The 22,375-nt window shown below is 40.7% G+C and carries 16 protein-coding genes and 2 pseudogenes; 2 read left to right on the top strand and 16 right to left on the bottom strand.

The features are described from left to right. Positions 1–5 precede the first annotated feature (5 nt). From HT699_RS03685 to miaA, 3 genes are read right to left on the bottom strand one after another with little or no spacing between them, the layout of a single operon-like run. Positions 6–629, bottom strand: a complete 624-nt coding sequence (locus HT699_RS03685) for a cystathionine beta-lyase (protein WP_138706173.1) — start codon at positions 627–629, stop codon at positions 6–8. After that, positions 622–1,860: a GTPase HflX gene (gene hflX / locus HT699_RS03680; RefSeq protein WP_138706172.1), complete on the bottom strand. Its 1,239-nt coding sequence runs from the start codon at positions 1,858–1,860 to the stop codon at positions 622–624. Before hflX ends, HT699_RS03685 begins: the two co-directional genes overlap by 8 nt. Further along, the gene (miaA, locus tag HT699_RS03675) at positions 1,853–2,737 is read right to left on the bottom strand and encodes a tRNA (adenosine(37)-N6)-dimethylallyltransferase MiaA (protein ID WP_138706171.1); all 885 of its coding nucleotides are present in this window, start codon (positions 2,735–2,737) and stop codon (positions 1,853–1,855) included. Before miaA ends, hflX begins: the two co-directional genes overlap by 8 nt. A gap of 120 nt (positions 2,738–2,857) precedes the next feature. On the opposite strand from miaA, the gene HT699_RS03670 reads away from it, so the two are divergent. After that, entirely contained in the window at positions 2,858–3,028 is a 171-nt protein-coding gene (locus HT699_RS03670) for a DUF3042 family protein (protein ID WP_001051780.1), read from the top strand. Between the two features lie 58 nt (positions 3,029–3,086). Beyond that, positions 3,087–3,245, top strand: a complete 159-nt coding sequence (locus tag HT699_RS11660) for a hypothetical protein (RefSeq protein WP_023936363.1) — start codon at positions 3,087–3,089, stop codon at positions 3,243–3,245. Here HT699_RS11660 and HT699_RS03660 read toward each other — a convergent pair. The 13 genes and pseudogenes from HT699_RS03660 to ccdA2 form a co-directional block, all read right to left on the bottom strand. Further along, the gene (locus HT699_RS03660; RefSeq protein ID WP_000158605.1) at positions 3,242–4,081 is read right to left on the bottom strand and encodes a thymidylate synthase; all 840 of its coding nucleotides are present in this window, start codon (positions 4,079–4,081) and stop codon (positions 3,242–3,244) included. The two genes, HT699_RS11660 and HT699_RS03660, sit on opposite strands and share 4 nt — an antisense overlap. Positions 4,082–4,177: 96 nt before the next feature. Continuing rightward, a complete protein-coding gene (locus HT699_RS03655; RefSeq protein WP_138706985.1) occupies positions 4,178–5,137 on the bottom strand; it encodes an ROK family glucokinase in 960 nt (319 codons plus the stop codon). 104 nt (positions 5,138–5,241) lie between these two features. Beyond that, positions 5,242–5,796 (bottom strand): annotated as a pseudogene (ldcB, locus tag HT699_RS11995) (LD-carboxypeptidase LdcB/DacB); the annotation flags it as partial. Positions 5,797–5,802: 6 nt separating this feature from the next. Next, positions 5,803–6,609 (bottom strand): annotated as a pseudogene (locus HT699_RS11990) (N-acetylmuramoyl-L-alanine amidase family protein); the annotation flags it as partial. A gap of 49 nt (positions 6,610–6,658) precedes the next feature. Further along, a complete protein-coding gene (locus HT699_RS03645; RefSeq protein ID WP_138706984.1) occupies positions 6,659–7,276 on the bottom strand; it encodes an alpha/beta hydrolase in 618 nt (205 codons plus the stop codon). Further along, positions 7,277–8,998 carry an aminodeoxychorismate synthase component I gene (gene pabB / locus HT699_RS03640; protein ID WP_172934104.1) on the bottom strand — a complete coding sequence of 574 codons (1,722 nt, stop codon included), beginning with the start codon at positions 8,996–8,998 and terminating at the stop codon, positions 7,277–7,279. A 74-nt stretch (positions 8,999–9,072) separates the two neighbouring features. Then, complete coding sequence (locus HT699_RS03635) at positions 9,073–16,299, bottom strand: ZmpA/ZmpB/ZmpC family metallo-endopeptidase (protein WP_172934103.1); 7,227 nt, start codon at positions 16,297–16,299, stop codon at positions 9,073–9,075. A gap of 21 nt (positions 16,300–16,320) precedes the next feature. Beyond that, entirely contained in the window at positions 16,321–16,884 is a 564-nt protein-coding gene (locus HT699_RS03630; RefSeq protein ID WP_031222745.1) for a TIGR01440 family protein, read from the bottom strand. A 114-nt stretch (positions 16,885–16,998) separates the two neighbouring features. Further along, positions 16,999–18,690, bottom strand: coding sequence for a sensor histidine kinase (locus HT699_RS03625; RefSeq protein WP_054392958.1), 1,692 nt, complete (start codon positions 18,688–18,690; stop codon positions 16,999–17,001). Next, positions 18,687–19,424 (bottom strand): response regulator transcription factor, encoded by a 738-nt coding sequence (locus HT699_RS03620; protein WP_138701170.1) that lies wholly within the window; start codon positions 19,422–19,424, stop codon positions 18,687–18,689. Before HT699_RS03620 ends, HT699_RS03625 begins: the two co-directional genes overlap by 4 nt. Before the next feature lie 337 nt (positions 19,425–19,761). Then, positions 19,762–20,874 (bottom strand): peptide-methionine (R)-S-oxide reductase MsrB, encoded by a 1,113-nt coding sequence (gene msrB / locus HT699_RS03615; protein WP_138701778.1) that lies wholly within the window; start codon positions 20,872–20,874, stop codon positions 19,762–19,764. Positions 20,875–20,884: 10 nt separating this feature from the next. After that, positions 20,885–21,451 carry a redoxin family protein gene (locus tag HT699_RS03610; RefSeq protein WP_172926209.1) on the bottom strand — a complete coding sequence of 189 codons (567 nt, stop codon included), beginning with the start codon at positions 21,449–21,451 and terminating at the stop codon, positions 20,885–20,887. Between the two features lie 19 nt (positions 21,452–21,470). Next, positions 21,471–22,181: a thiol-disulfide oxidoreductase-associated membrane protein CcdA2 gene (ccdA2, locus tag HT699_RS03605; RefSeq protein ID WP_172934102.1), complete on the bottom strand. Its 711-nt coding sequence runs from the start codon at positions 22,179–22,181 to the stop codon at positions 21,471–21,473. Positions 22,182–22,375: the final 194 nt, after the last annotated feature.

The raw sequence follows: 22,375 nt of genomic DNA, 5'->3' as shown, positions 1-22,375 counted from the left end.
TCTAATTAATCAATATATAACATGGCTGTGCGGTTTTCCGATCGAAAATAGCGCTTGCCAGAAAAAGCAGAAACTTCTTGCAGTAAATCATCTTGGCTGTAGCCTTTGAGACGCTTGCGACCATCAGCCAAGCTTTCCAAATCAGTCAAAGCTGTAAGACTCTCCACACTAACAACTTCCTCGTCCCCGACAGCTTTCAGATAAATTTTACCTGACTCTTCAAATACTAGTTGATGTGGGAAAATTTGCGCAATTTCAAAGAGCAAGTCATCTGAAATAACCTCTTTATTTTCAGAGAAAATCCGACCCAGACCCTCACTCTCATAACAAAAACCAAAGGATTTACCAGACAGATTAAGCCGAATAAAAGGCTTATTTTCTAGAGTGAAACTAGGTTCAGCATTGTAGAGATTCAGTTCCTGACTGAGTTCTGCAAAATAATCCGTCGCAGCTTGGGGACTCTTTTTCTGGTAGAGTTCTGCAAAGTAAGCATTGACTACACTTGGAGGAGGTGTGATAAGAGCCAACTGCTCCTGCTCTGTCTTTCCAGCTAGAAGCTGATCCAGATAGACCTTGTCCAGACTTGTATAGCCCCCATATTTTAGAGCCAACGTTTTAATATCAGTCATAAAATTCTTCTAACCTCCATTTGTTTTTCTCAGAAATGTAGCCTCTAATGACTTCGCAGTCCTCCTGATAGTCACGCTCTTCCAAAATCGCAACACTTTCTAAATCATGAATCTTGTAGGACTTTAAAAAAGGCACGCGCAGGGTAAAAGATTCAAAAATATCCTTGATTTTCTCTAGCAGTAAAGCCTGCAAGTTCTCACGACTATCCTCAGACTTGGCAGAAATGAGGGCATAAGGTGTTTGGGTAGGTGTAAAGTCCTCCACCAAATCCGCTTTATTATAAAGGGGCAGGCGAGGAATATCCTCCATGTCCAGGTCTTTCATGATGGAAAGAACTGTTTTTTCATGTTCCTCATGGTAAGGATTGCTGGCATCGATAACATGAACAAGAAGGTCCACATGCTTGCTTTCTTCCAAGCTCGACTTGAAACTGGACACCAACTCTGTCGGCAAATCTTGGATAAAGCCAACGGTATCAGTTAAAGTCACCTGTAGATTACCTCCTAGATGGATACTCTTAGTCGTCGCGTCCAGAGTCGCAAATAGCTCGTCAGCCTCATACTGGGTCTTACTGGTCAAGGTGTTCATGATAGTTGACTTCCCAGCATTGGTATAACCAATCAACCCAATCTTAAAGGTACTCGACTCCAAACGTTTTTCTCTGACAGTCGCCCGATTTTTCTCAACCACCTTGAGCTGGCGCTCGATGTCTGTGATTTGGTTGCGAACGCTACGACGGTTCAGCTCCAGCTGGCTTTCACCAGGTCCACGGGAACCAATTCCCCCTGCCTGACGGCTGAGCATAATTCCCTGACCAACCAAGCGGGGCAAGAGATATTTTAGCTGGGCTAGGTGAACTTGGAGCCTGCCTTCGTGGCTTCGAGCCCGCATGGCAAAGATATCCAAAATCAACTGCATACGGTCAATGACCTTAACACCCAGAACTTCCTCTAGATTGACATTTTGCCTTGGTGTCAAACGGTTGTTGACAATGACAGTGGTAATTTCTTCGGCATCCACCATGAGGGCAATCTCTTCTAACTTACCAGAGCCAACGAAAGTCTTGGAGTCATACTTTTCACGTTTTTGCCTGTAACTATCGACTACGACAGCACCAGCTGTCTTGGCTAGACTGGCCAATTCTTCCATGGAGAGGTCAAAATTATCCATACCCTGCAATTCCACACCAATGAGCAGGACTCGCTCCTCTTTTTTCTCCGTATCAATCATCTAAAAACTCCTCTATCTGGCTTAAAATGCGGTCTTGCACACCAGCTTCTCCAATCTGATAAAAGGTGACCTGCATGCGATTACGGAACCAGGTCAACTGACGCTTGGCAAAACGACGAGTAGCCTGTTTGAGACTCTCACTAGCTTCCTCCAAGGTCTGCTCTCCACGGAAGTAAGGAAAAAGTTCCTTATAGCCAATTCCTTTAGCAGCCTGTACATTAGGGGAATGGTCAAAGAGCCACTTAGCCTCATCCAAAAGCCCAGCCTCAAACATCAAATCCACGCGGCGATTGATACGTTCATATAATTGACTGCGCTCATCATCCAAGCAGATAATCAATGGTTCATACAAGGTCTCTTGATTTTCCAAATCCTGACCAAAATGGGCCATTTCCAAGGCACGCATCGCACGACGACGATTAAACTGGGGAATCTCAAGGCCAGCTTGCTCCACCAGATGAGCTAATTCCTCATCTGTATAAGGCTCCAAGCTAGCCCGATAGGCCAAAATCTCCTCATGGGGAGTCTCCCCACCTAGGTGGTAACCTTCTAGCAAGCTCTGGATATAAAGTCCAGTCCCACCAGCGATAATGGCCAGCTTGCTACGGCTGTGAATATCCTCAATAGCCATCTTAGCTTCTGAAACAAAATCAAAAGCCGAGTAAGACTCGGTTACCTCTCTAACATCGATTAAATGATGAGGAACAGCTGCCTGCTCTTCTGGACTAGCCTTAGCCGTTCCAATATCAAGTCCTCGATAGACTTGCTGGCTATCTCCACTAACCACTTCGCCATTAAAACACTTTGCAACTTCAATAGCAAGGTCTGTTTTTCCAACAGCAGTCGGCCCAACAATCACAATTATTTTTGTTTTCATCTTTTTTCCTTGAAAAATTCCCATTTTTTCGTTACTATTATTATAACACAAAAAGGTCAGTCAGAAAAATGTGACCTCTTGAGGAGACTGGCTGATTAAGAAGATAAAGGAGGAAGACTCATGGCTAAAGGATTCGCTAAAGGTCTTGTAACAGGTGTCGCAGGAACTGTCGCTGCCGTTGCAGGTGCAGTATACGCATTTAAAAAGAAAGTAATCGAACCAGAAGAGCAAAAAGCAGCTTTCATCGAAGAAAACCGTAAAAAAGCAGCTCGCCGCCGCGTATCACGTTAAGAAACAAAAGAAGTTGGGATTTATTGTCTCAACTTCTTTTTCTATTCTTTTATACTCAATGAAAATCAAAGAGCAAACTAAGAAGCTAGCCGCAGGTTGCTCAAAGCACTACTTTAAGATTGTAGATAAGACTGACGAAGTCAGCTCAAAACACGGTTTTGAGGTTGTTGATGAAGCGACGCTGACGTGGTTTGAAGAGATTTTCGAAGAGCCTTAAATAGCTAGGTCAAACTTCAACTGCGGCTTAACAGGGTCATAATCCACCAATTCAAAATCTTCTGCTTTGATATCAAAGAAATTAGTTCCATCAGGAACATTCAAAACCAAACGTGGTTGGCAGTTTGACGGTTCACGACGGAGTAATTCCTGAGCTTGTTCAAATTGATTGTCATAGATATGGAGGTTGTTGATGAAGTAGAAGAACTTTCCAACCTTCCAGCCAAAATGCTTGGCAATCATCATCTGCAAAGCCACATACTGCATAGCGTTGATGTGGTGGGCCACCAGCATATCATTGGAGCGCTGGGTCAAGGTCGCATCCAGATAGATTTCCCCATCAACACGCCGAACATCAAACATGGTCTGAAAGGCGCACGGGAGCAGCCCATCTGTTTCTTCGAAAGCTTGGTAATCCCAGAGCGAAATAATATTGCGGCGGTTCCAAGGATTGGTTTCCAACTGTTTGAGAAGCTTATTGATAATGTCGTGTTTCTTAACAACGGCACCATAGCGCTCACCAATGGTTCCCGTGTCTCCAACTTCCCAGTCATTCCAGTAGTGAACATTGTACTTATCATTAAGTAACTCTAGGCTATTGGACTGGTCTTGGTAAATCCAGAGCACTTCCTTGATGGCGGATTTGATGGCAATTGGACGCAAAGTCGTGATGGGGAATTCCCCTTTGGCCAAGTCATACTCGGCAAAAGCACCAGTTATGTACTTGGAGTTAGCAACAGTTCCATCCTTGTACTTAGGACGGGCCTGCTCAGAAAAGACACCGTCTTTGAGGATTCGTTCAATATTCTCTTTAAAAATCGTATCTGCTTTTGTCATTTACTCTCACCTCATTTAGTTCCTAACTAGTATAGCATAAAAAAGAAAAGAGGAACATTACTAACTCTAGGTTAGCATTTTTCCTCTTTTATTATTTTACTGCAATACAAGTGATGCTGCTCCGATAACCCCAGCGTCATTTCCTAGAGTTGCAAGAGCCAATTTTGTTGATGTGCGTACTTGTGGGAAACTATTTTCGTCATAGACTTTTTGAACACCTTGTAGAAGGAATTCTCCCGCAGCTGACACACCACCACCGATGACGATTGTTGATGGGTTGAGGATTGAACCGATGTTGGCACAAGCGATTCCCAAGTAACGTGAGAAGTTACGGTAAACGATCAAGGCAAGGTCGTCTCCTTCTTTTGCGAGACCAAAGACAGTCTTAGCAGTTACTTCTTCTCCGTTATCAATCAAGCGTTTCAAGGCTGCATCGCCTTCGTATTCATCCGCATAGCGACGAGTCAAGTTGACAATTCCTGTTGCTGAAGCAACTGTCTCAAGGCAACCTTTCTTACCGCAAGTACATGCGATTGGTTGATCAAAGTCAACAGTGATGTGACCAAGCTCACCTGCTGCACCAGCCACACCGTGAAGCAATTTGCCTTCTGCGACGATACCGCCACCAACACCTGTACCAAGTGTCATAAAGACAACGTCTGGTTGATTATCTCCAGCACCCATCCAGCGCTCACCAAGAGCTGCCACGTTGGCATCATTATCGATGAAGAATGGAATACCCAAGGCTTTTTCAATCTTTTCTTTAATTGGTTGAAGAGTTTTCCAGTTGAGGTTGTAGGCACCGATAACAGTCCCTTTTTCACGGTCAACCACACCTGGTGACCCCATTCCAATACCTTGGAAATCCGCTGCCACCAATCCAAGCAAGTCCAAACGGTGTTGAATAGACTCAATCATATCATCTACGATATGACTTCCCTCATCCAAAATGTTAGTCTTGATAGACCATTTTCCTTGGATTTCTCCTGCTGTTGTTAAGATTGCAAATTTGATAGAAGTTCCACCAAGGTCAATCCCAATAATCTTTTGACTCATCATACTCTCCTTTTTCATTGTCTAGTAATTGAAAATGCTTACAGTACTAGTATAACAAATTTCAGTCATTTATGCAAAGGTTTGCATTTAGCTAATATAGATTTTTAATCCAGATAATCTCCACCATCAAATCCATAATATTCCTCCAGTGTCAAACCACTTGCAGCAATCTCTTTTGCTTCTTTTCCAATGTAACGTAAATGCCATTCCTCATGCATATAGCCTGTGACACTCTCTTTTCCACGGGGATAGCGAACAACAAAACCATAGTCTGGTGCATAATCCAATAACCATTGAGCCGCACCAGCATCTTCAACTAATTGACCATCTGTGCCAATCACATCAAAAGCAAGTCCTGTCTGATGTTCGCTATATCCAGGACGGGCGGAATAACGATCCGCAGCAGCCTGGCCCTCTTGGTTCACATAACTTTGATATAATTGTGCTTGAGTTGCATAACTTCTAAAGCCACTATAATTATCGCTAATAGCGTATCCTTCCTTCTGCATCTGTGCAATCAGTTTTAAAAAGGCTGCTTTTGCAGTAGCATTTTCACCTGGATAGTAATCTTTAGACATAGGATAATGTTTATTGGCAACTATGATTTCATCATACTTTCCTTGAAGGCTATAATAAGAACCTTTATTGCTTACTTTTGAATTAGCTTTCCACAAACCAGTCGCACCAACATAATAACGTCCACCATCAACCCATTCATTGACAGCCATTTTACCATCTGATTTTAGATAATAATTCCCTTGCCATGTATTATAAGCATAAGATCCATCTGATGTCAAATAATACCAAGTTTGGTAAGAAGAGTCATAAACCCATTCACCTTTAGCCATTTTACCATCTGATTTCAAATAATAGTTTCCTTGCCATGCACTATAAGCATAAGATCCATCTGATGTCAAATAATACCAAGCTTGATAAGAAGAGTCATAAACCCATTCACTTTTGGCCATCTTACCATCTGATTTCAAATAGTAATTTCCTTGCCATGTACTATAAGCATACGAACCATCTGATTTCAAGTAATACCAAGCCTGATAAGAATCATCATAAATCCATTCGCTCTGGGCCATTTTCCCGTCTGATTTCAGGTAATAGCTTCCCTGCCAAGCATTTTTCACTGGATTTCCATTTCCATCAAAGTAGTACCAAGCACCGTCCTGCTTAACCCAACCACTTGTTGTTGATGAACTTGTATCAGTTTGAGTTGTAGTCTCTTGTTTTGCTTTAAAAGCACCCTTAGGGGCATTTTTTAATTCGCAAGCCACACCGTCATGATCACGGTATAACTTGGCAGAATAACCGGGGTCTCCCTCATGAATATCCGCGTATCCATTCGCCCAAGCTTCCTTACAACTCGAAAAATGAATGTTTTCCTCTGCTAACACAGGTTGTGAAAACAAGGCTAAAATTGACAACGTCACCAGACTCATTTTTAAAAATAGACGTTTGTTCATTACTTTCTCCTCTAACGATGTTATCGATTTCAATATTATTTTATCAAACTTATTTCAGCAATTCAAGGAAACTTCTGGTCTTTTCTACAAACTCCTTTGGTTTTTCCTTATTCAAGACATGAGGGCCATCTGGGATAATCTGAAATTGGGATTCTGATATTAGTTTATGAAGACTTCTCATAGAACTAAGATTCGGTTTATCTTTGCTGCCACAAATTAGTAAGGTTGGATAGGGGCAATTCCCTGCTATATCCGTTAAATCAAGTGTCTTCAATTCTTTGGAAATACCTATTATAAAAGTCTTGTCTGCTCCCTGTTTTTCAAATACTCTTTTGGGAAGTAGTTTAAAAATCAGCAACTGAAGATAAAATAGGATATTACCGGACAATTTAAGCGGGCATCCTGACAGAATCAAAGCTCGAAGATTTGGTAAATCGTAACAAGATAGTTCTAATGCCAGGGCAGCACCTAAGGACAATCCAATCAAAACAAAAGGTTCTATCTCTTGAGCTAGGTGTTGATAAACTCGCTCTTTAGCTTGTTGATAGTTGCTAACTCCTGAAGGAAATAACTCAATAGCCTCAGAAGGATAATCTGTCAGTAGATTCCGAACTTCTTTCCAAGACTCTGCTGACTGCCCTAACCCGTGCAAAAATATCAGTTTCATCTAGTTCTCCTCAAGGCTTAGTTCATACAAGCCTCTCACTGCATTACAGCCGTAAATAGCTTCTGCTTGGGCTAAATCTGCCAAGGTCAAGACTTTCTCTTCTAGCTGTCCTGTTTCTAGCAAATGCTGACGGTAAATTCCTGGCAAGATTCCAAGTTCGATAGGCGGTGTGTAGAGTCTCCCAGAAATTTTCAGAACCAAATTTCCGATTGAGGTTTCCAATAGCTCTCCAGCTGCATTATGGTAAATAATTTCCTGCTTCCTTAGGCCCAAGTGAGGTCGGTGGCTTGTTTTGAAGTAGGTAAATGCTTGTTGCAAATTGGCTTCCTGAAGACAGAGTTGGGCATAGCAGAAGGTTCGACTGAGAGGTGTTAATACTTGACGATTGACTTCTATCTCTCCAGACTTGCTAATGCTAATTCGCAAGCGGTAATCTTGATTAACATCACAATCCTGACACTCTTCCTTTATCTTTTGTTTCAAGTCTTCTGCATCAAAAGGAGAAGCAAAATAGCGACTAGCTTTTCTCAGCCTTTCCAGATGTTGTGCTTCAAACAGCAGGTTCTTCTGGCTGATTTTCCCAGTCGTAATCAGCTGAAAACGAGCTTGTTTACGGTAGAGAACTGCTGCCTTTTGATGAACCTCGCGGTATTCAGATTCCCAGGTGCTATCCCATGTAATACCTCCGCCAACTCCATAGATGGCTTTCCCTTGATGCAGTTGAATGGTCCGAATGGCAACATTGAAAATCCGTCGTCCATTTGGAAGCAAGAGACCAATCGTTCCGCAGTAAACTCCACGCGGTTGAGGCTCCAAGTCCTTGATAATCTCCATTGTCGCAATTTTCGGTGCACCCGTTATGGAACCACAAGGAAAGAGTGAGCGGAAGATTTCAACAAGGTCCACATCCTCTCGCAACTGACTCTTGATGGTCGAAGTCATCTGCCAAACCGTTGAATACTGCTCTACCTGACACAGACGCTCCACGTGCTCGCTCCCCACTTCAGAAATACGGTTCATATCATTGCGCAAGAGGTCCACAATCATCATATTTTCAGAGCGATTTTTAGGATCCTGTTCCAACCAACTGGCCTGCTCCAAGTCTTCTTTGTCAGTCATGCCACGCTGAGTCGTCCCCTTCATTGGTCGTGTTGTCAATTCGCGGTCATTTTGCTCAAAAAAGAGCTCTGGGCTCATGGAAATCACTGCCATCTCGTCATGTTCCACATAGGCATTGTAGCCCGCCTCCTGCTCTACCACCATACGATTGTAGATGGCAAAAGGATTGGCACTTAACTTTTGCTTGAGTTGGACGGTGTAGTTGACCTGATAGGTGTCTCCCTGCCTCAAGTGATGGTGTATCTGGGCAATGGCCTTTTCATAGTCTGCTGCAGACGTCACTTCCTGCCAATTTGAGGGCAAATCAATATCCTCATAAGTCAGAGGAATAGGGGAAGTTTCTACGCTATCATGAACAGTAAAGTAAAGCAGGTACTCTCCCAGTAGGGGATCCTTGTGAACTGCTAATTTTTCCTCAAAAGCAGGTGCAGCCTCGTAGCTGACATACCCCACCACATAATAACCTTGCTCTTGGTAGCTTTCCACTTGTGCCAGCAAGTCTGCCACTTCTTCTACATTTCTCGTTTTCAACTCTTTAATAGGCTGGATAAAGGTATATCTCTCCCCTAAAGCCCTAAAATCAATCACTGTTTTTCTATGCATATTTCAAGTATAGCATAAAAAGGCAGATACAGACAAAAGCTGATCTACCTTTTTACTCATCTATTTAATACAATCTATGCTTTAAAAAGTTTTCCTGAGAATCCGTCTGATTTTTGAAGAAGTTGTTTATAAACTTTTTCTTTAAGTCTAACAGTATTGTCGAATTTATTCCCTTGCAAATCTTTTTCAACAGCTTCGTTGAATAATTCTTTAAGTCTAGCGTAAGTCGAAATTTTCTCACCATCGATTTCGATTTCAACAAAACCGTTCTGAGCTTTATCGTATACTTCTTTATACCATTCTTTCTTCCAAGCTTCAAGTGATTTGAATTTACCACCAGAAACTTTATCGATAATGAAGTCATCACCTAGACCTTTATGTCCCGCTTTTTGAGATTCTTGTTTATATTTATTCGAAGCATAACCTAGGAAACCATTTAAGTACCCGAAATAACCCCACATACGGAATGTGTTGTGCTTGAAGGAGATAGAACCAACAGCACTTTGACTTGTATTACCACCGTAAATACCAGCCATCATACTTACTGTTTGATATGCCGTATCAAAACCTTCGGCGCGATAGTATTTGTTATCAGGCATATTATGTTTCGTTACATAATTACCATCTACAAGGTCATCAATACTTGTCAATTTCTTCTTATTCTCTTCGTCATTCAAGTTACGAAGCAAGTCCCATTGGTGTGGTTGCCCAACTAATCCATTTCGGTCAGCTTTTTCACGCCATTTTTTGTCCATCTTCTTGAACCACTTGTCGTTAGTTCCTTGGTTTTTAGCGATAACAGCATCAGCCTCTAAATGGTCAAGCATCATAAGCGCTTCATTGTAGTTCTTCATGTAATGGTCAATCTTCTCACGACTGTCTAACAATCTAGGATTGTAATTGTACCATTGTTTACCGTCATTTGGTCGTTCATAAGCCATATTAAGACCTAATGCACCATAATCCCCATTTGAACTTGTCACAGCCGGTGATTGCAACATACCTTGAGCAAACGCTTCTACGTCAGTACCTTCACGGTGTCGCCATCCACCTAAATATGCCATACGGTCATTAATGTGTGTCGTTTCATGCGTAAACGCAGATGTACCGAAATCTGTAATCATGCTCGATAAGATATAGTATACCGCTTCTGAATTTTGTGGATTATCAAAGATATATGCGTATGCCCCCGTACCATTATTTCCATGCCATTTACCTGTAGGTCCATAGAACTCACGAACTGGTGCATAATCACCATTTTTATGGTGACCCATGCGATCTGACCAACCATATCCCCAAACATCTTGACTATCCCAGATTGCTGATGGAACCATATTTTCAGATTTGAGCAATCTATCACGTACATTGTCAGCAGCAAGTCTAGACCAGAAGTCTAAGTAATTGATTTGCTCTTGCGCACGTAAATCAATTTGTTTTTTGAACTCTTCACGTTCTGCTTCTGTGTTCTTATTATATTTCTCAAACGAACTAAACGCTAATGTGTTATACGTAGAAATCAAGAACATATGAGCTTTCTTCGTGGTCAATAATGGTAAGATGTATTTACTATGCTCACCATTATTAATGTTTTCATACAAACGATATTTTTTGCCAGCAAATAATGGATTTGAAGATTGTTTTTCAACAATATAGTTGGTATTCGATACAGCTTTTTTATACCAAGTATTGATGTCAGTTTCTTCTGTGAATAAACGCATATTATAGTTTAAGAAACCGTTTAACTCACCGATACCAATCGTTCCACCAATTACTTCACGATAAGCTTCTAACGTTCTGTTACCTTTAATATTGTGTTCTCTTGAACCAACTCTAATCAAGAAGTCCAAGACACTAACATTCTTACCATAGAAGTCCGGTTTGAACATCATAATATCCTTCATAGACTTTTCATCATATTTGAATCCATAGTAGCGATTTAGATAAGTAAGACCCATCATAATCTTAGCTTTATTATCTTCTACTTTTTTAAGAAGAGCTTTCATAGCAGCATCGTCTCTATTTAACTGATGATCTTCATTTTCCACTAAAGCTTTAACAAGTTTATCAAGATTTCCTCGAACCTCTTCAAAACTTTCTTCAAGGAACAGATTTTTAATGTAATTATTCTTATGATTCTCACTGTTTTCCTCAGCTCTATTACGTTTATCCATAATATCTCTTACTTCAGGAGAAATTAGATCAAATGATGACAATTTAGCTTTAATATCACTAATTAACTGAGTTCTATCTTTATCAACCATATTTGGTGTGTAGACAATATCATCTAATCCAGAAATACTATATTCACGAACTTGTGCTACTTTAGAATCCTTAGATGTAACGCCCATTTCTTCTTTTGTACTATCCGCGTAGTGAATCATAATCTTATCAACATCAGATAAATCAGTTACAAATCGACCGTCTTTCATACCTGTAACAGATAATACTTCTTTAGTTAATAGGTTTGATCCCGTTGGAATCTTATTACCTTGGTTAACGATCCACTCTTTATTGTAGAACGGTTGAAGTTTTTCGATATTACGGTAGGCAAGTTCACGAGATGCATCATAATCTTGAGTATCTTTGTAAGTATCAGCTTTTGGTTTCACCTGGTTCAATTTATTTGTTACAGGATCATTAATCGTATACTCATGAGCAGTAATACCCATATTAGCAAATTTTGCTAGAGCATCTGTTTCTGAAATACCTTTAATTTGCTTAGATTTATTATATGAAGATAAACCTGTTGCAACATCTTTTACATAGAAGTTATTCTTGAAGTTATCAAATCCAAAGTATGAATCCCCTGTATCTACTGAGCTTGCTCCGTACATGATTTCACCATTGGTTACTTTCATCATACTTACGTTATTTTCTACCCAACCCCAGTCATAGTTTTCATGAATCAAACCACCACTTTGACCATGGTTTTTAAGAGTCATCGTACCTTTAATAAATGAATTCTTCAATCGACCACGTTGCTTGAAGTCATATGGATTTCCACCATGGTTAACCTTAGCGACAAGTCCACCAACCTTAGAATTATTAGCGACAATATTTCCATCGAAATAAACGCTATCCGTATTACTTCTCCAGCTTTCACTGACAAGTCCACCAGACCACCAGCCTTTATTGCCGACACTTGTAATATTTCCAACGAAGGCAACATTACGCATATCTGCTTCATCCAGTTTGTTAACCATACCTGTAACGTCATTGTTTCCTACTACATTACCGGTTACTTTAATATTTTCAATGGTTGATTTTTTGAACATCTCACCAAGGGGAGCCACTTTATTTTCTCCTGACAAGTTAATATTAACATTACCAAGATTAATATCATGCACATGCGCATTTTCAACTCTAGCAAATAGTGGACGTTCAAGGTTATGAATTGTAAATCTACCGCCATCATTACTTAGTAATTTACCTTTGAATGTTGAAGTTACGTAAGATTTACCATTCCCTTTTACATTTGCTGCATTCAAGTCTGCCCCAAGTTTAAACTCACCCGTTGGGTTAGCTTGCATATCTTTTACAAGCTCATTGAAGTTGTAGTAAACATTACCTTCTTTTGCTTTTTGTTTTTCAAAGTAATGAACATACTCTTCGCTAAGTGTGTTATCAGCATTACGTTGAACTAAGTCTGGTGCTTTGGCAGTAACTTTGTATAATGTTTTTCCATCTTTAACTACTTCTTCAACTTTATCAACAGAAAGTCTTGTCACTTTGTTATCGTGAGTTGTAACTCGTAGATAAAGTGGAGCAACATTCGTTGGTTTTTCTGAAAGTAAACTTGAGTCAGTTTCAACACCTTCATCGTCAACACTTATTAGACTTGTTTCTTTAATATTTTTAATTTCAACTTTTTTAAGATCTAATTGAATTGGTTGATCTTCTAATGTTTCAGTTTCTTCTTGACCATTACCTCTATCATAAACCATAGTAGTAGATAGAGTATACTCTTTGAAGTATTCTACATTGTCTAATAACGCATTTAGATTATTTTCTGTTAGATTCACAGTCTTAACAACTTGTCCATCTTTTTTCAGGGTAGCTGTGATTGATTTGATTTTAGCTTTAGTAGGATTTTCTAGAGAATACTTAGCAACTACTTCTTTATCTAATACTTTCTTATCAGTATTTACAAATGTTAATACTGGTTTTGCAGATAATGGAACTAAGTTTTTGATAGCTTCTTCTAATCTTCTAGTAGCTTCATCTACTTTACTTTGAGTAGCAGTTTTATCTGTATTTACAGATTTTGCTGCTGTAAGAGTGTCTTCTAAAAATTTCCATGTTTGAGTAGTGTATTCTTCTTTACGTTTGCTGTTAGCTGTGTTAATAGCCGTTTGTAATGCAGTTTTATCTACAGCAAGAGCTTTAATAGCGTCTTGAAGAGCTTGAGTAGTCGCATCTATTTTACTTTGTTTAGGAAGTGGAGTAGTTTGGTTGTTGATTTCTTTAGCTTTTATTTCAGCTTTTTTAAATTCATTCCAAGTATTAGGGCTATAGTCAGCTTCTCGTTTAATTTCTGCATCTTTTATTTGTTCTTGTAATTTTGTTTTATCAACAGTAAGAGCATCGATAGCAGATTTCAGTTTTTTAGCAGCATCATCGATTTGAGCCTGAGTAGCAGTAGCGTTATCTTCTACAGCTTGAGCGGCATTTTTTGCCTCTTCTAGAGCGCTCCAAGATACAGTACTGTAGTCAGTAGCAGTCTTAGACTGAGCATCAGCAAGTTGTTTTTCAAGTTCAGTCTTATCTGTAGTTAAATCAGTGATAGCCGCTTTCAGTTTTTTAGCAGCTTCGTCGATTTGAGCTTGAGTAGCCTTATTGTTGTCTTTTACAGTTTGAGCGACATTTTTCGATTCTTCTAGAGCATTCCAAGATGTAGTGCTGTAGTCCGCTGCAGTTTTAGACTTAACATCAGCAAGTTGTTTTTCAAGTTCAGTCTTATCTGTATTTAAACCAGCGATAGCAGCTTTCAGTTTTTCGTCAATGTGATTTACTTCGCTTTGTTTTGTTGCTGGGTTGCTTGTAACTTTTTCAGCTTCAGCTAGTACAGTTTGAAGATTTGCCCAAGTTGCATCGCTGTAGTGTTCTTTAGTTTTTGATTTCGCATCAGAGATAGTTTTGTTTAAGTCTGTTTTATCAACGCTTAGAGCGTCAATAGCAGCTTTAAGTTTTTTAGTAGCTTCGTCGATTTGAGCTTGAGTAGAGGTAGCCTTATCTTTTACAGTTTGAGCGGCATTTTTCGATTCTTCTAGAGTGTTCCAAGATACAGTACTGTAGTCAGTAGCAGTCTTAGACTGAGCATCAGCAAGTTGTTTTTCAAGTTCAGTCTTATCTGTATTTAATCCAGCAATAGCGGCTTTAAGTTTTTCGTCAATGTGATTTACTTCGCTTTGTTTTGCTTCTGGTTTGCTTGTAACTTTTTTCGCTTCGGCTAATACATTTTGAAGGTTTGTCCAAGATGCATCACTGTAGTGCTCTTTAGTTTTTGATTTCGCATCTTCGATAGTTTTGTTTAAGTCTGTTTTATCAACAGTAAGAGCGTCGATAGCATCTTTAAGTTTAGCTGTCTCGCTATCTACTTCAGGTTGTTTTACAGAGTCAGAAGCATATACACCTTTTGCAGCTTCTAAAACAGATCCAAGAGCATTGTAACTTGCTGTAGAATAATCAGTAGGAGAAACTGAACTAGCTTTATCAATTTGATTCTTTAACTCACTTTTATCAACTGGTTCTTTAGTACCAACACCCTTTATTTCATCTACTGGATTGGTTGTTATTGTATCCTCTAGTACTTTACTGGACTGTCTACCATCAGTAGTAGTGACTTCAGTTAAAATAGTGCGTTCGCCAGCAACACCTTCTCGAATAACCCTTGTTTTTCCCTTAGCGAGGTTCTCATCATCTTGCTCAACTGTCTTAAAAGGCACAGGCTCTTTAGTTACTATAACTTCAGACTTAACCTCTATTACATTTAACACACCTTCTTCAGGAGTTGTTTTATGTTCTACTGCTGGCTGTTCTTCTTTTGTTTCTTCATTCTGATGTTCTGCTGGTTGAGCAGCTGGTGAAGTTTCTGTTGGTTGACTTTCTGGTTCAACTTGAGCTTCTACTGGTTGTTCTTCTTGTTTCGGTATTTCTTCCGCAGTCTTCTCTTCTTTAGAAGCTTCTGGTTGCTTTTCTGGCGCGACTGGTGCCTTTTCGCCTTCACTTGGCGCGACTGGTTCACCTGCTTGTTCAACTTTTGGTTCCTCTGTTGGTTCCTCTGTTGGTTCCGTTTGTTTTTCTACAGCAGGCGTTGCAACTTTTGGTTCTTCAACAGGTTGATTAGCAGCCTCATCTTTTGTTTCTACTACTGCTGACTGTGCATCTTCTTGTTTCGGTGTCTCTTCCGATACCTTATCCTCTTTAGGATCTTCTGGTTGTGATGATTCTTTTGGTATCCTTGGCTGCTCCGGTTGTGTAGGTTGCACGGGGTGTTCTGGGACTTTTGGTTGTTCTACTGGAGTTGCAACTTTTGATTCCTCAGCTGGTTTGTCTGATGGTTGACTTTCCGATTTGACTGGTGCTGGTTCTGCTGAATCTTCTTTCCCCTCTTCTACTTTAGGAAGGGTTTCGTCAGTAGGTTTTACCTCCGATTTTGGTTCTTGTTCTTCCTTTGGATTTTCTTCTGTTTTAGGAGCTTCCTCTGTCTCTACTGCTCGGTTTTCTGGCTTATCTTGCTCCTGATTTGTTGTTACTTGGGGATTCTCAACTTCGACCACAGTTACCTCTTCAGGTTTAGCTGAGTCTTCTTCTAAAACAGTGTCCAAGCCAAGCGTTTTGAGGATGTCACCTGATAGATAACCAACATAGCGATAACCCTCCATTTCAACAACACCCTCTCGACTAGCCGGTGCTAGAGTAGCAACTGGATCTACAGCTCCTGCACTAGGAAGGACTACCAATCCCATAGCTCCAACTAGAAAGACGCTGGCAATTTTCTTTCTCTTGTAGATTAAAAGCAAGCTCCCAACAGTCAGCAAACCAAAAGCTGTCAAAACAGATGCTTCTGTCCCTGTTTGTGGCAGCTGATTTTTTTGATACACCAAACCATAAACAAGTTCATTTCCATCAGGCTTTCCTGTCTGAATTAAATCTTTAGCTTCTTGTGAAATAACCTCTTTATCTACATAGTGATAGGTGGCTGCGTCCACTACAGAAGGAGCCATCAAAAGGCTTCCAAGAAATACAGAACCTACAACTCCCTTAATCTTACGAATTGAAAAACGGTCTTTTTTAAACACTTTCATCTCCTTTATTTATTCTCACGACTTTCTGATAGAATCTTGCGGATAGTGCGCACGCGCACCTCCGATTAATTTTGGACGACTAGCCAGCGCCGTTACATGGGCATGACCAATCTCTCTCAAAAGAGGGCGAATCGGAACCTGAACATGCTTGACATGCATACCAATTGCAGTATCTCCGATATCCAATCCAGCATGAGCCTTGATAAATTCAACCTCAACTGGATCTTGCATAAACTTAAAGGCTGCCAATTGACCTGAACCTCCTGCATGGAGAGTAGGAAGGACACTGACGATTTCCAGACCAAACTGCTCTGCCACCTGACGTTCAACGACGAGAACCCGATTGACATGCTCACAGCCTTGAACAGCTAGATGAATTCTTTTTTCTTCTAGGAGATCTAGGATGGTCTTCACAATGATTTCGCCAATTTCTTGGCTGGATTCCTTGCCAATCTGACCACCTATCACTTCACTAGAGGAAAGACCCAAAACAAAGATAGAGCCTTGTTTCAAATTGGCCTTTTCTAAAACATCTTTCACTATCTGACGTGTTTCTCTTTGAATCTGTGTCTCGTTCATCTCTGCCACCTCTTTTGTCACTATCTATCATACCGTTTTTTCTTGTTTTTAGCAAGATAGACGACCTGGAAAGCTTGCCCAATTACGCATAAAACTCCCAGAATTGACTGGGAGTTAACTAGTTTCTATTCTATTTATGTATATTTCAACCGTCGTTCCTTTGTCGGGTGCAGAATCAATCTTCATCTGGTAATGTTCTCCAAAATGAAGTTTGAGACGCTGATCGACATTTTGAAGACCAACTCCCCCACGTTTGAGTTGACTTTGACTACTATCACCAGCATCTTGGAAGCCAACTCCATCATCCTCAATGCGGATGACCAAGCCTGTATCCTGTTTCTGGACAGAAACTCTAATATGTCCCTGACCTTCCTTCTCCTTGATGCCATGGTAAAGAGCATTTTCCACCAGAGGTTGCAAAACCAACTTGGGCAAGACTAGGTTATCAAAGGCAGGATTTTCAGCAATCTCGTATTCCAGCTTATCTCCATAGCGTTGTTTCTGGATAAAGAGATACTGGCGGACATGATTGATTTCATCAGACAGGCAAATCAAGTCCTTACCTTGATTGAGTGCCAAGCGGAAATAGGTCGCCAAGGACTTGGTCACCTGAACCACTCGCTGACTATCCTGAAATTCAGCCATCCAGATGATGGTATCCAAGGTATTATAGAGGAAATGGGGGTTAATCTGGCTTGATAGGGCTTGAAGTTGGTACTGACGGGTCGTTTCTTCCTGGCTACGAATAGCTACCATCAACTGATCAATCTGATCCAACATGGCATTAAATTGGCGAGTTACTTCTCTCAGTTCATAGGCACCAACTTCCTTGGCACGAAGATTTTGAGCACCAGAAGCAATTTCCAACATGGTTTCTCTCAAGTCCCTTAAAGGAGCAATCCAGCGTTTGAGACTTAACCAAACCAAGAAGAGACAGACAAGAAGAGATGTGACACTTGCCCCAAGCAAGGTCCACATGAGTTGACTCCGAACCTGGTCTAACTTCTCCAGCGAAGACACGCCAAGCACCGTCCAATCAGTTCCTGCAATCTTTTCTTGACTGACGTAGGATTGGTGATCTAGCGTATAGCCCTGACCCGTCTCGATGTAGGATTTCATGGCCTCCATTTCGCTAGACGAACTATAAACTGTGTGTTGAGGATGGTAGACAAATTCATGATTTTCATTGATGATAAAGGCAAAGCCCTGCTGCCCCAACTGAAGTTGGTTAAGATAGGCTTCCAGAGTTTCATAAGAAATATCCAAACGAAGCACGCCCAGATTAGCTCCCTTTGCATCAAGAAGTTCTTGAGTGACAGAAATGACCCATTGACTATCTGATTTACGAGCTGGAGTCAAAATAGGCATGGCTCCCTGATGAATGGCCTTTTGGTACCAATCCTCAGCCATCATATCAGATGAAGTTTTCATCTGCACACTGTCATCTGTAGAAATGACCTGACCAGATTTGGTCACCAAAACCACTGCTTTCAAGTCCTGGTCTGCCTTTAAGATGGTCAAAAATAGATCTCGGATTCCCTTGACCTTATCTTGACTGGGATTCTCAGCATAGGCTAGGACATCCGTCTGCTGGGTCAAACCGGTCGAGGTGGTTTCTAATTTTTTAATATAAGACTGAATAAAGTGGCTAGTCTGGCTGATGGTCGTTTGGCTGTTGCCCTCAATGGTGGCCTCAATGGCTGAAGAACTAGATTGATAGTAGAAAGTTCCAACCAGAGCTAGGAGAATGAGAAAGACCAGAAAGATGGAAATAACCATTCTAACTAAAAGAGAAGAACGCTTCATCGGTCTTCTCCCTTCTTAAACTGACGAGGTGTCACACCTGCAATCTGCTTAAAACGTTGGGTAAAATAGTTCATATCTTCAAAACCAACCTTTTCGGCTATCTCATAAATCTTTAAATCTGTGGTCAGAAGCAAGAGCTTGGCTTGTTTGACACGTTCTCTCACCAGATAATCCTGAAAAGGCAGGCCCAACTCTTTCTTAATCAAAGAACTCAGATAAGTTGGACTAAAGCCTAAGTCACTGGCCAAAGACTTTAAACTAAACTGGCTATCAGCCAGATGGGACTGGATTTTCTGGGCCATGTTTCCTTCAAACTTATCGGCCAATAAATCTTGTAACTGCTCTTCCTTCTCTTCCTTATCTAGTTTTTGCTTGATTTTCCCCAACATTTCCTCAATATCCTGACGAGAAAAGGGCTTGAGCAGGTAGTCATCCACACCGAGTTTGACAGCAGACAAGGCATAATCAAAATCATCGTAGCCTGTCAAAAAAACTAGATGAACCTGAGGATAGGTTTCCCGAACCAGACTGGCCAACTGGATGCCATTTAGCTGAGGCATGTTGATATCGGTTAAAATGATATCTGGCACCTGTTTTTGGATCAATTCCCAAGCCTGCCTTCCATTTTCAGCCTGACCGATGATTTCCATATCGTAGGCTGCTACATTGACCAACTTGGTCAAGCCCTGTCTTACCAGATATTCATCTTCTACGATTAAGATTGTATAGGTCATGCTTCTCTCCTTTACCACTTACTAGTATCAGTATAGCAAAATTCTCCTCTCACTGCTTAGGAAAGACTTCTTATACTCAATGAAAATCAAAAAGTAAACTAGGAAGCTAGCCACAGGTTGCTCAAAGTACCGCTTTGAGGTTGTGGATAGAGAGACTGGGCAAAAAGTCTTTTAAATTAGAGAACGCATAGTATCAGGTATTAAAAATCCTTGATATTATGTGTTTTATTGTTAGAAAATTTGCTTTATTTTCTCCTCAAATTGAGTTTTTGCTCCGTCTCAACCCTACCCACGGTAAGGCGACGCTGACGTGGTTTAAAGCGATTTTCGAAGAGTATTAATCAACATAATCTAGTAAATAAGCGTAGCCTTTTTCTTCCATTTGGTCTTTGGGAATAAAGCGGATAGAGAGGCTATTGATACAGTAACGTAAGCCGCCCTTGTCCTGTGGACCATCCGTAAAGACATGCCCAAGGTGAGAATCTCCTACTCGGCTCCGCACTTCCATACGCGTCATATTGTAGGACTTATCTTCCTTGTAGGTGACAACATCTGGACTGATGGGTTGGGTAAAACTAGGCCAGCCACAACCAGACTCAAACTTGTCCTTTGATGAAAAGAGAGGTTCCCCAGTTGCTATATCCACATAGATACCGGATTCAAATTTATCCCAGTAACGGTTTGAGAAAGCTCGTTCTGTTTGATTTTCCTGGGTAACTGCATACTCCTCAGGTGACAGGGTCTTTTTCAATTCCTCATCACTTGGTTTTGGATATTTGCTGGCATCAATGACAGGATAGGCCGCCTGATTAACATTGATATGGCAGTAGCCATTTGGATTTTTCTTGAGATAGTCTTGATGGTAATCCTCAGCCACCACAAAATTCTTCAAGTTTTCCTTTTCAACTGCTAGAGGTTGATCGTATTTCTTAGCCACCTCATCAAAGACTTGGTTAATCACTTCCAAATCCTTGTCATCTGTGTAATAAACACCAGTACGGTACTGGGTCCCCACATCATTTCCTTGTTTATTTTTGCTGGTTGGATTGATAATGCGGAAATAGTGAAGCAGGATTTCCTTGAGAGAAATTTGCTTGGCATCATAGGTGACATGGACGGTTTCTGCATGACCTGTTTGGTTAATCAATTCGTACTTGGTTGTTTCTCCTCTACCATTTGCATAGCCTGAAACGGAATCTGTTACCCCAGGAACTCGAGAAAAATACTCCTCAACTCCCCAGAAACAACCACCAGCTAGATAAATTTCGTGCAAATCTGCATCTTTACTAACTTCTGTTTTTTTCACTGTTTTTCCTCCTTGGCTGACTGCCGCTTTCTCAATTTGCGAGGCATCTGTCTGCCCTGCATTTCGCATCAATAGAAAATAGAAACCGGTTATGGCTAGGAAAAATACTCCTAGCAACATGATGATTTTTAACTTATCATTCATAGGACACCTCCTAGGCTAATTCCTTCAAAGTTTGTAAAATTGCATCTTTTTCCATGAAACCTGGTTGCGTTTTGACCAATTTTCCTTCACCATCTATAAAGGCTTGAGTTGGGTAAGAGCGAACGCCATAAGTTTCCAAAAGTTTGCCTGATGGGTCAACTAGGACTGGGAAATTTTTATAATCCAATCCCTTATACCAATTCTTAAAGTCCGCTTCAGATTGCTCCCCCTTATGTCCTGGTGACACTACTGTCAAGACCACATAATCGTCACCAGCATCTTTAGCGATTTCATCCGTATCTGGAAGACTAGCCAGACAGATGGAACACCAAGAAGCCCAGAATTTGAGATAGACTTTCTTGCCCTTGTAATCAGACAAGCGGTAGGTCTTGCCATCTACTCCCATCAATTCAAAATCAGCCACCTCTTTCCCTTTAGCTGCGCTTGTTTTACTAGCTGTCTGCTCCGTCTTCATTTCATCTTTCGTTTGGTGTTCACTAGTCATGGACTTGCCTGAACAAGCCGTCAAACAAAGGAGCGAACCTGCTCCAAGAACACATGTTTGCCATTTTTTCATATTGATATTCCTTTCCATTTTATTCAAATAATTGACTTAAAATTGAAGCATTTCCAAACAGAACCAAGAGTCCCATCACAATAATGAGAAAACCACCCACTTTTTTGAGGATTCCGAGATAGGGATGAAGTTTTCGGAAATGTTTCAAAACATAACTAGAGGTCAGAGCTAGAAGCAAGAATGGTAGCGCCAAGCCCAGTGTATACACCAACATGAGACCAGCTCCCTGCCAAGCTCCTGAACCACCTGAAGCCGCCAGAGCCAAAACAGACCCAAGAACCGGACCCACACATGGCGTCCAAGCAAAACTAAAGGTCAAGCCCAATAAAAATGCCTGACTATAGCCCTTACCATTTTGCTCCTGTCCTTGCAGTTGTAACCTCTTTTCCTTATAAAGCCCCTTAAAGTGTAGAATCTCCATTTGGTGCAAACCAAGAAGGATAATAATTGCCCCAGTAAGATATTGGAACCAAGAAGCATAAAGCAAATCGCCTAAAAAACCAGCTCCATAGCCCAACAAAATAAATATAAAGGAAATTCCTGCTATAAAGGCCAGAGTTCGTAATAAACTAGTAACTGAGATTGAAAATTTGCCGCTAGAAGCCTGAGCACCATCCTTATCATCTAGTAACACTCCTGTATAGACCGGTAACAAAGGTAAGATACAAGGAGAAAAGAAGGATAGAATCCCTGCCAAAAAGACACTTAGAAAAAAGAAAATATGACCCATAAAGTTCCTCCTATCATTTTATTGATAGATTTATTATACTCCTTCCATTTTCGAAAAAACAGGGACAATGATAGGGGAAAATAGGAATTTAATCAGATGATTTAGAAATCTTGGACAAAAACTATACAAAAAACTGTCAAAGCACAAAAGCGCATAGTATCAAGGCTTTATAGAACCTTGATACTATGCGCTTT

This window comes from Streptococcus sp. 1055, from assembly GCF_013276815.1.
Classification (GTDB): domain Bacteria; phylum Bacillota; class Bacilli; order Lactobacillales; family Streptococcaceae; genus Streptococcus; species Streptococcus pseudopneumoniae.
This window is presented reverse-complemented; position numbering and strand designations above follow the sequence as displayed.

Coding starts and splice junctions, on each gene's coding strand:
- HT699_RS03620 (WP_138701170.1), bottom strand. CDS start 19,424: ATGACCTATACAATCTTAATCGTAGAAGATGAATATCTGGTAAGACAG.
- hflX (WP_138706172.1), bottom strand. CDS start 1,860: ATGATTGATACGGAGAAAAAAGAGGAGCGAGTCCTGCTCATTGGTGTG.
- HT699_RS03670 (WP_001051780.1), top strand. CDS start 2,858: ATGGCTAAAGGATTCGCTAAAGGTCTTGTAACAGGTGTCGCAGGAACT.
- HT699_RS03625 (WP_054392958.1), bottom strand. CDS start 18,690: ATGAAGCGTTCTTCTCTTTTAGTTAGAATGGTTATTTCCATCTTTCTG.
- HT699_RS03630 (WP_031222745.1), bottom strand. CDS start 16,884: ATGAACGAGACACAGATTCAAAGAGAAACACGTCAGATAGTGAAAGAT.
- miaA (WP_138706171.1), bottom strand. CDS start 2,737: ATGAAAACAAAAATAATTGTGATTGTTGGGCCGACTGCTGTTGGAAAA.
- pabB (WP_172934104.1), bottom strand. CDS start 8,998: ATGCATAGAAAAACAGTGATTGATTTTAGGGCTTTAGGGGAGAGATAT.
- HT699_RS03685 (WP_138706173.1), bottom strand. CDS start 629: ATGACTGATATTAAAACGTTGGCTCTAAAATATGGGGGCTATACAAGT.
- HT699_RS03610 (WP_172926209.1), bottom strand. CDS start 21,451: ATGAAAAAATGGCAAACATGTGTTCTTGGAGCAGGTTCGCTCCTTTGT.
- HT699_RS03660 (WP_000158605.1), bottom strand. CDS start 4,081: ATGACAAAAGCAGATACGATTTTTAAAGAGAATATTGAACGAATCCTC.
- HT699_RS11660 (WP_023936363.1), top strand. CDS start 3,087: ATGAAAATCAAAGAGCAAACTAAGAAGCTAGCCGCAGGTTGCTCAAAG.
- msrB (WP_138701778.1), bottom strand. CDS start 20,874: ATGAATGATAAGTTAAAAATCATCATGTTGCTAGGAGTATTTTTCCTA.
- HT699_RS03655 (WP_138706985.1), bottom strand. CDS start 5,137: ATGAGTCAAAAGATTATTGGGATTGACCTTGGTGGAACTTCTATCAAA.
- ccdA2 (WP_172934102.1), bottom strand. CDS start 22,181: ATGGGTCATATTTTCTTTTTTCTAAGTGTCTTTTTGGCAGGGATTCTA.
- HT699_RS03645 (WP_138706984.1), bottom strand. CDS start 7,276: ATGAAACTGATATTTTTGCACGGGTTAGGGCAGTCAGCAGAGTCTTGG.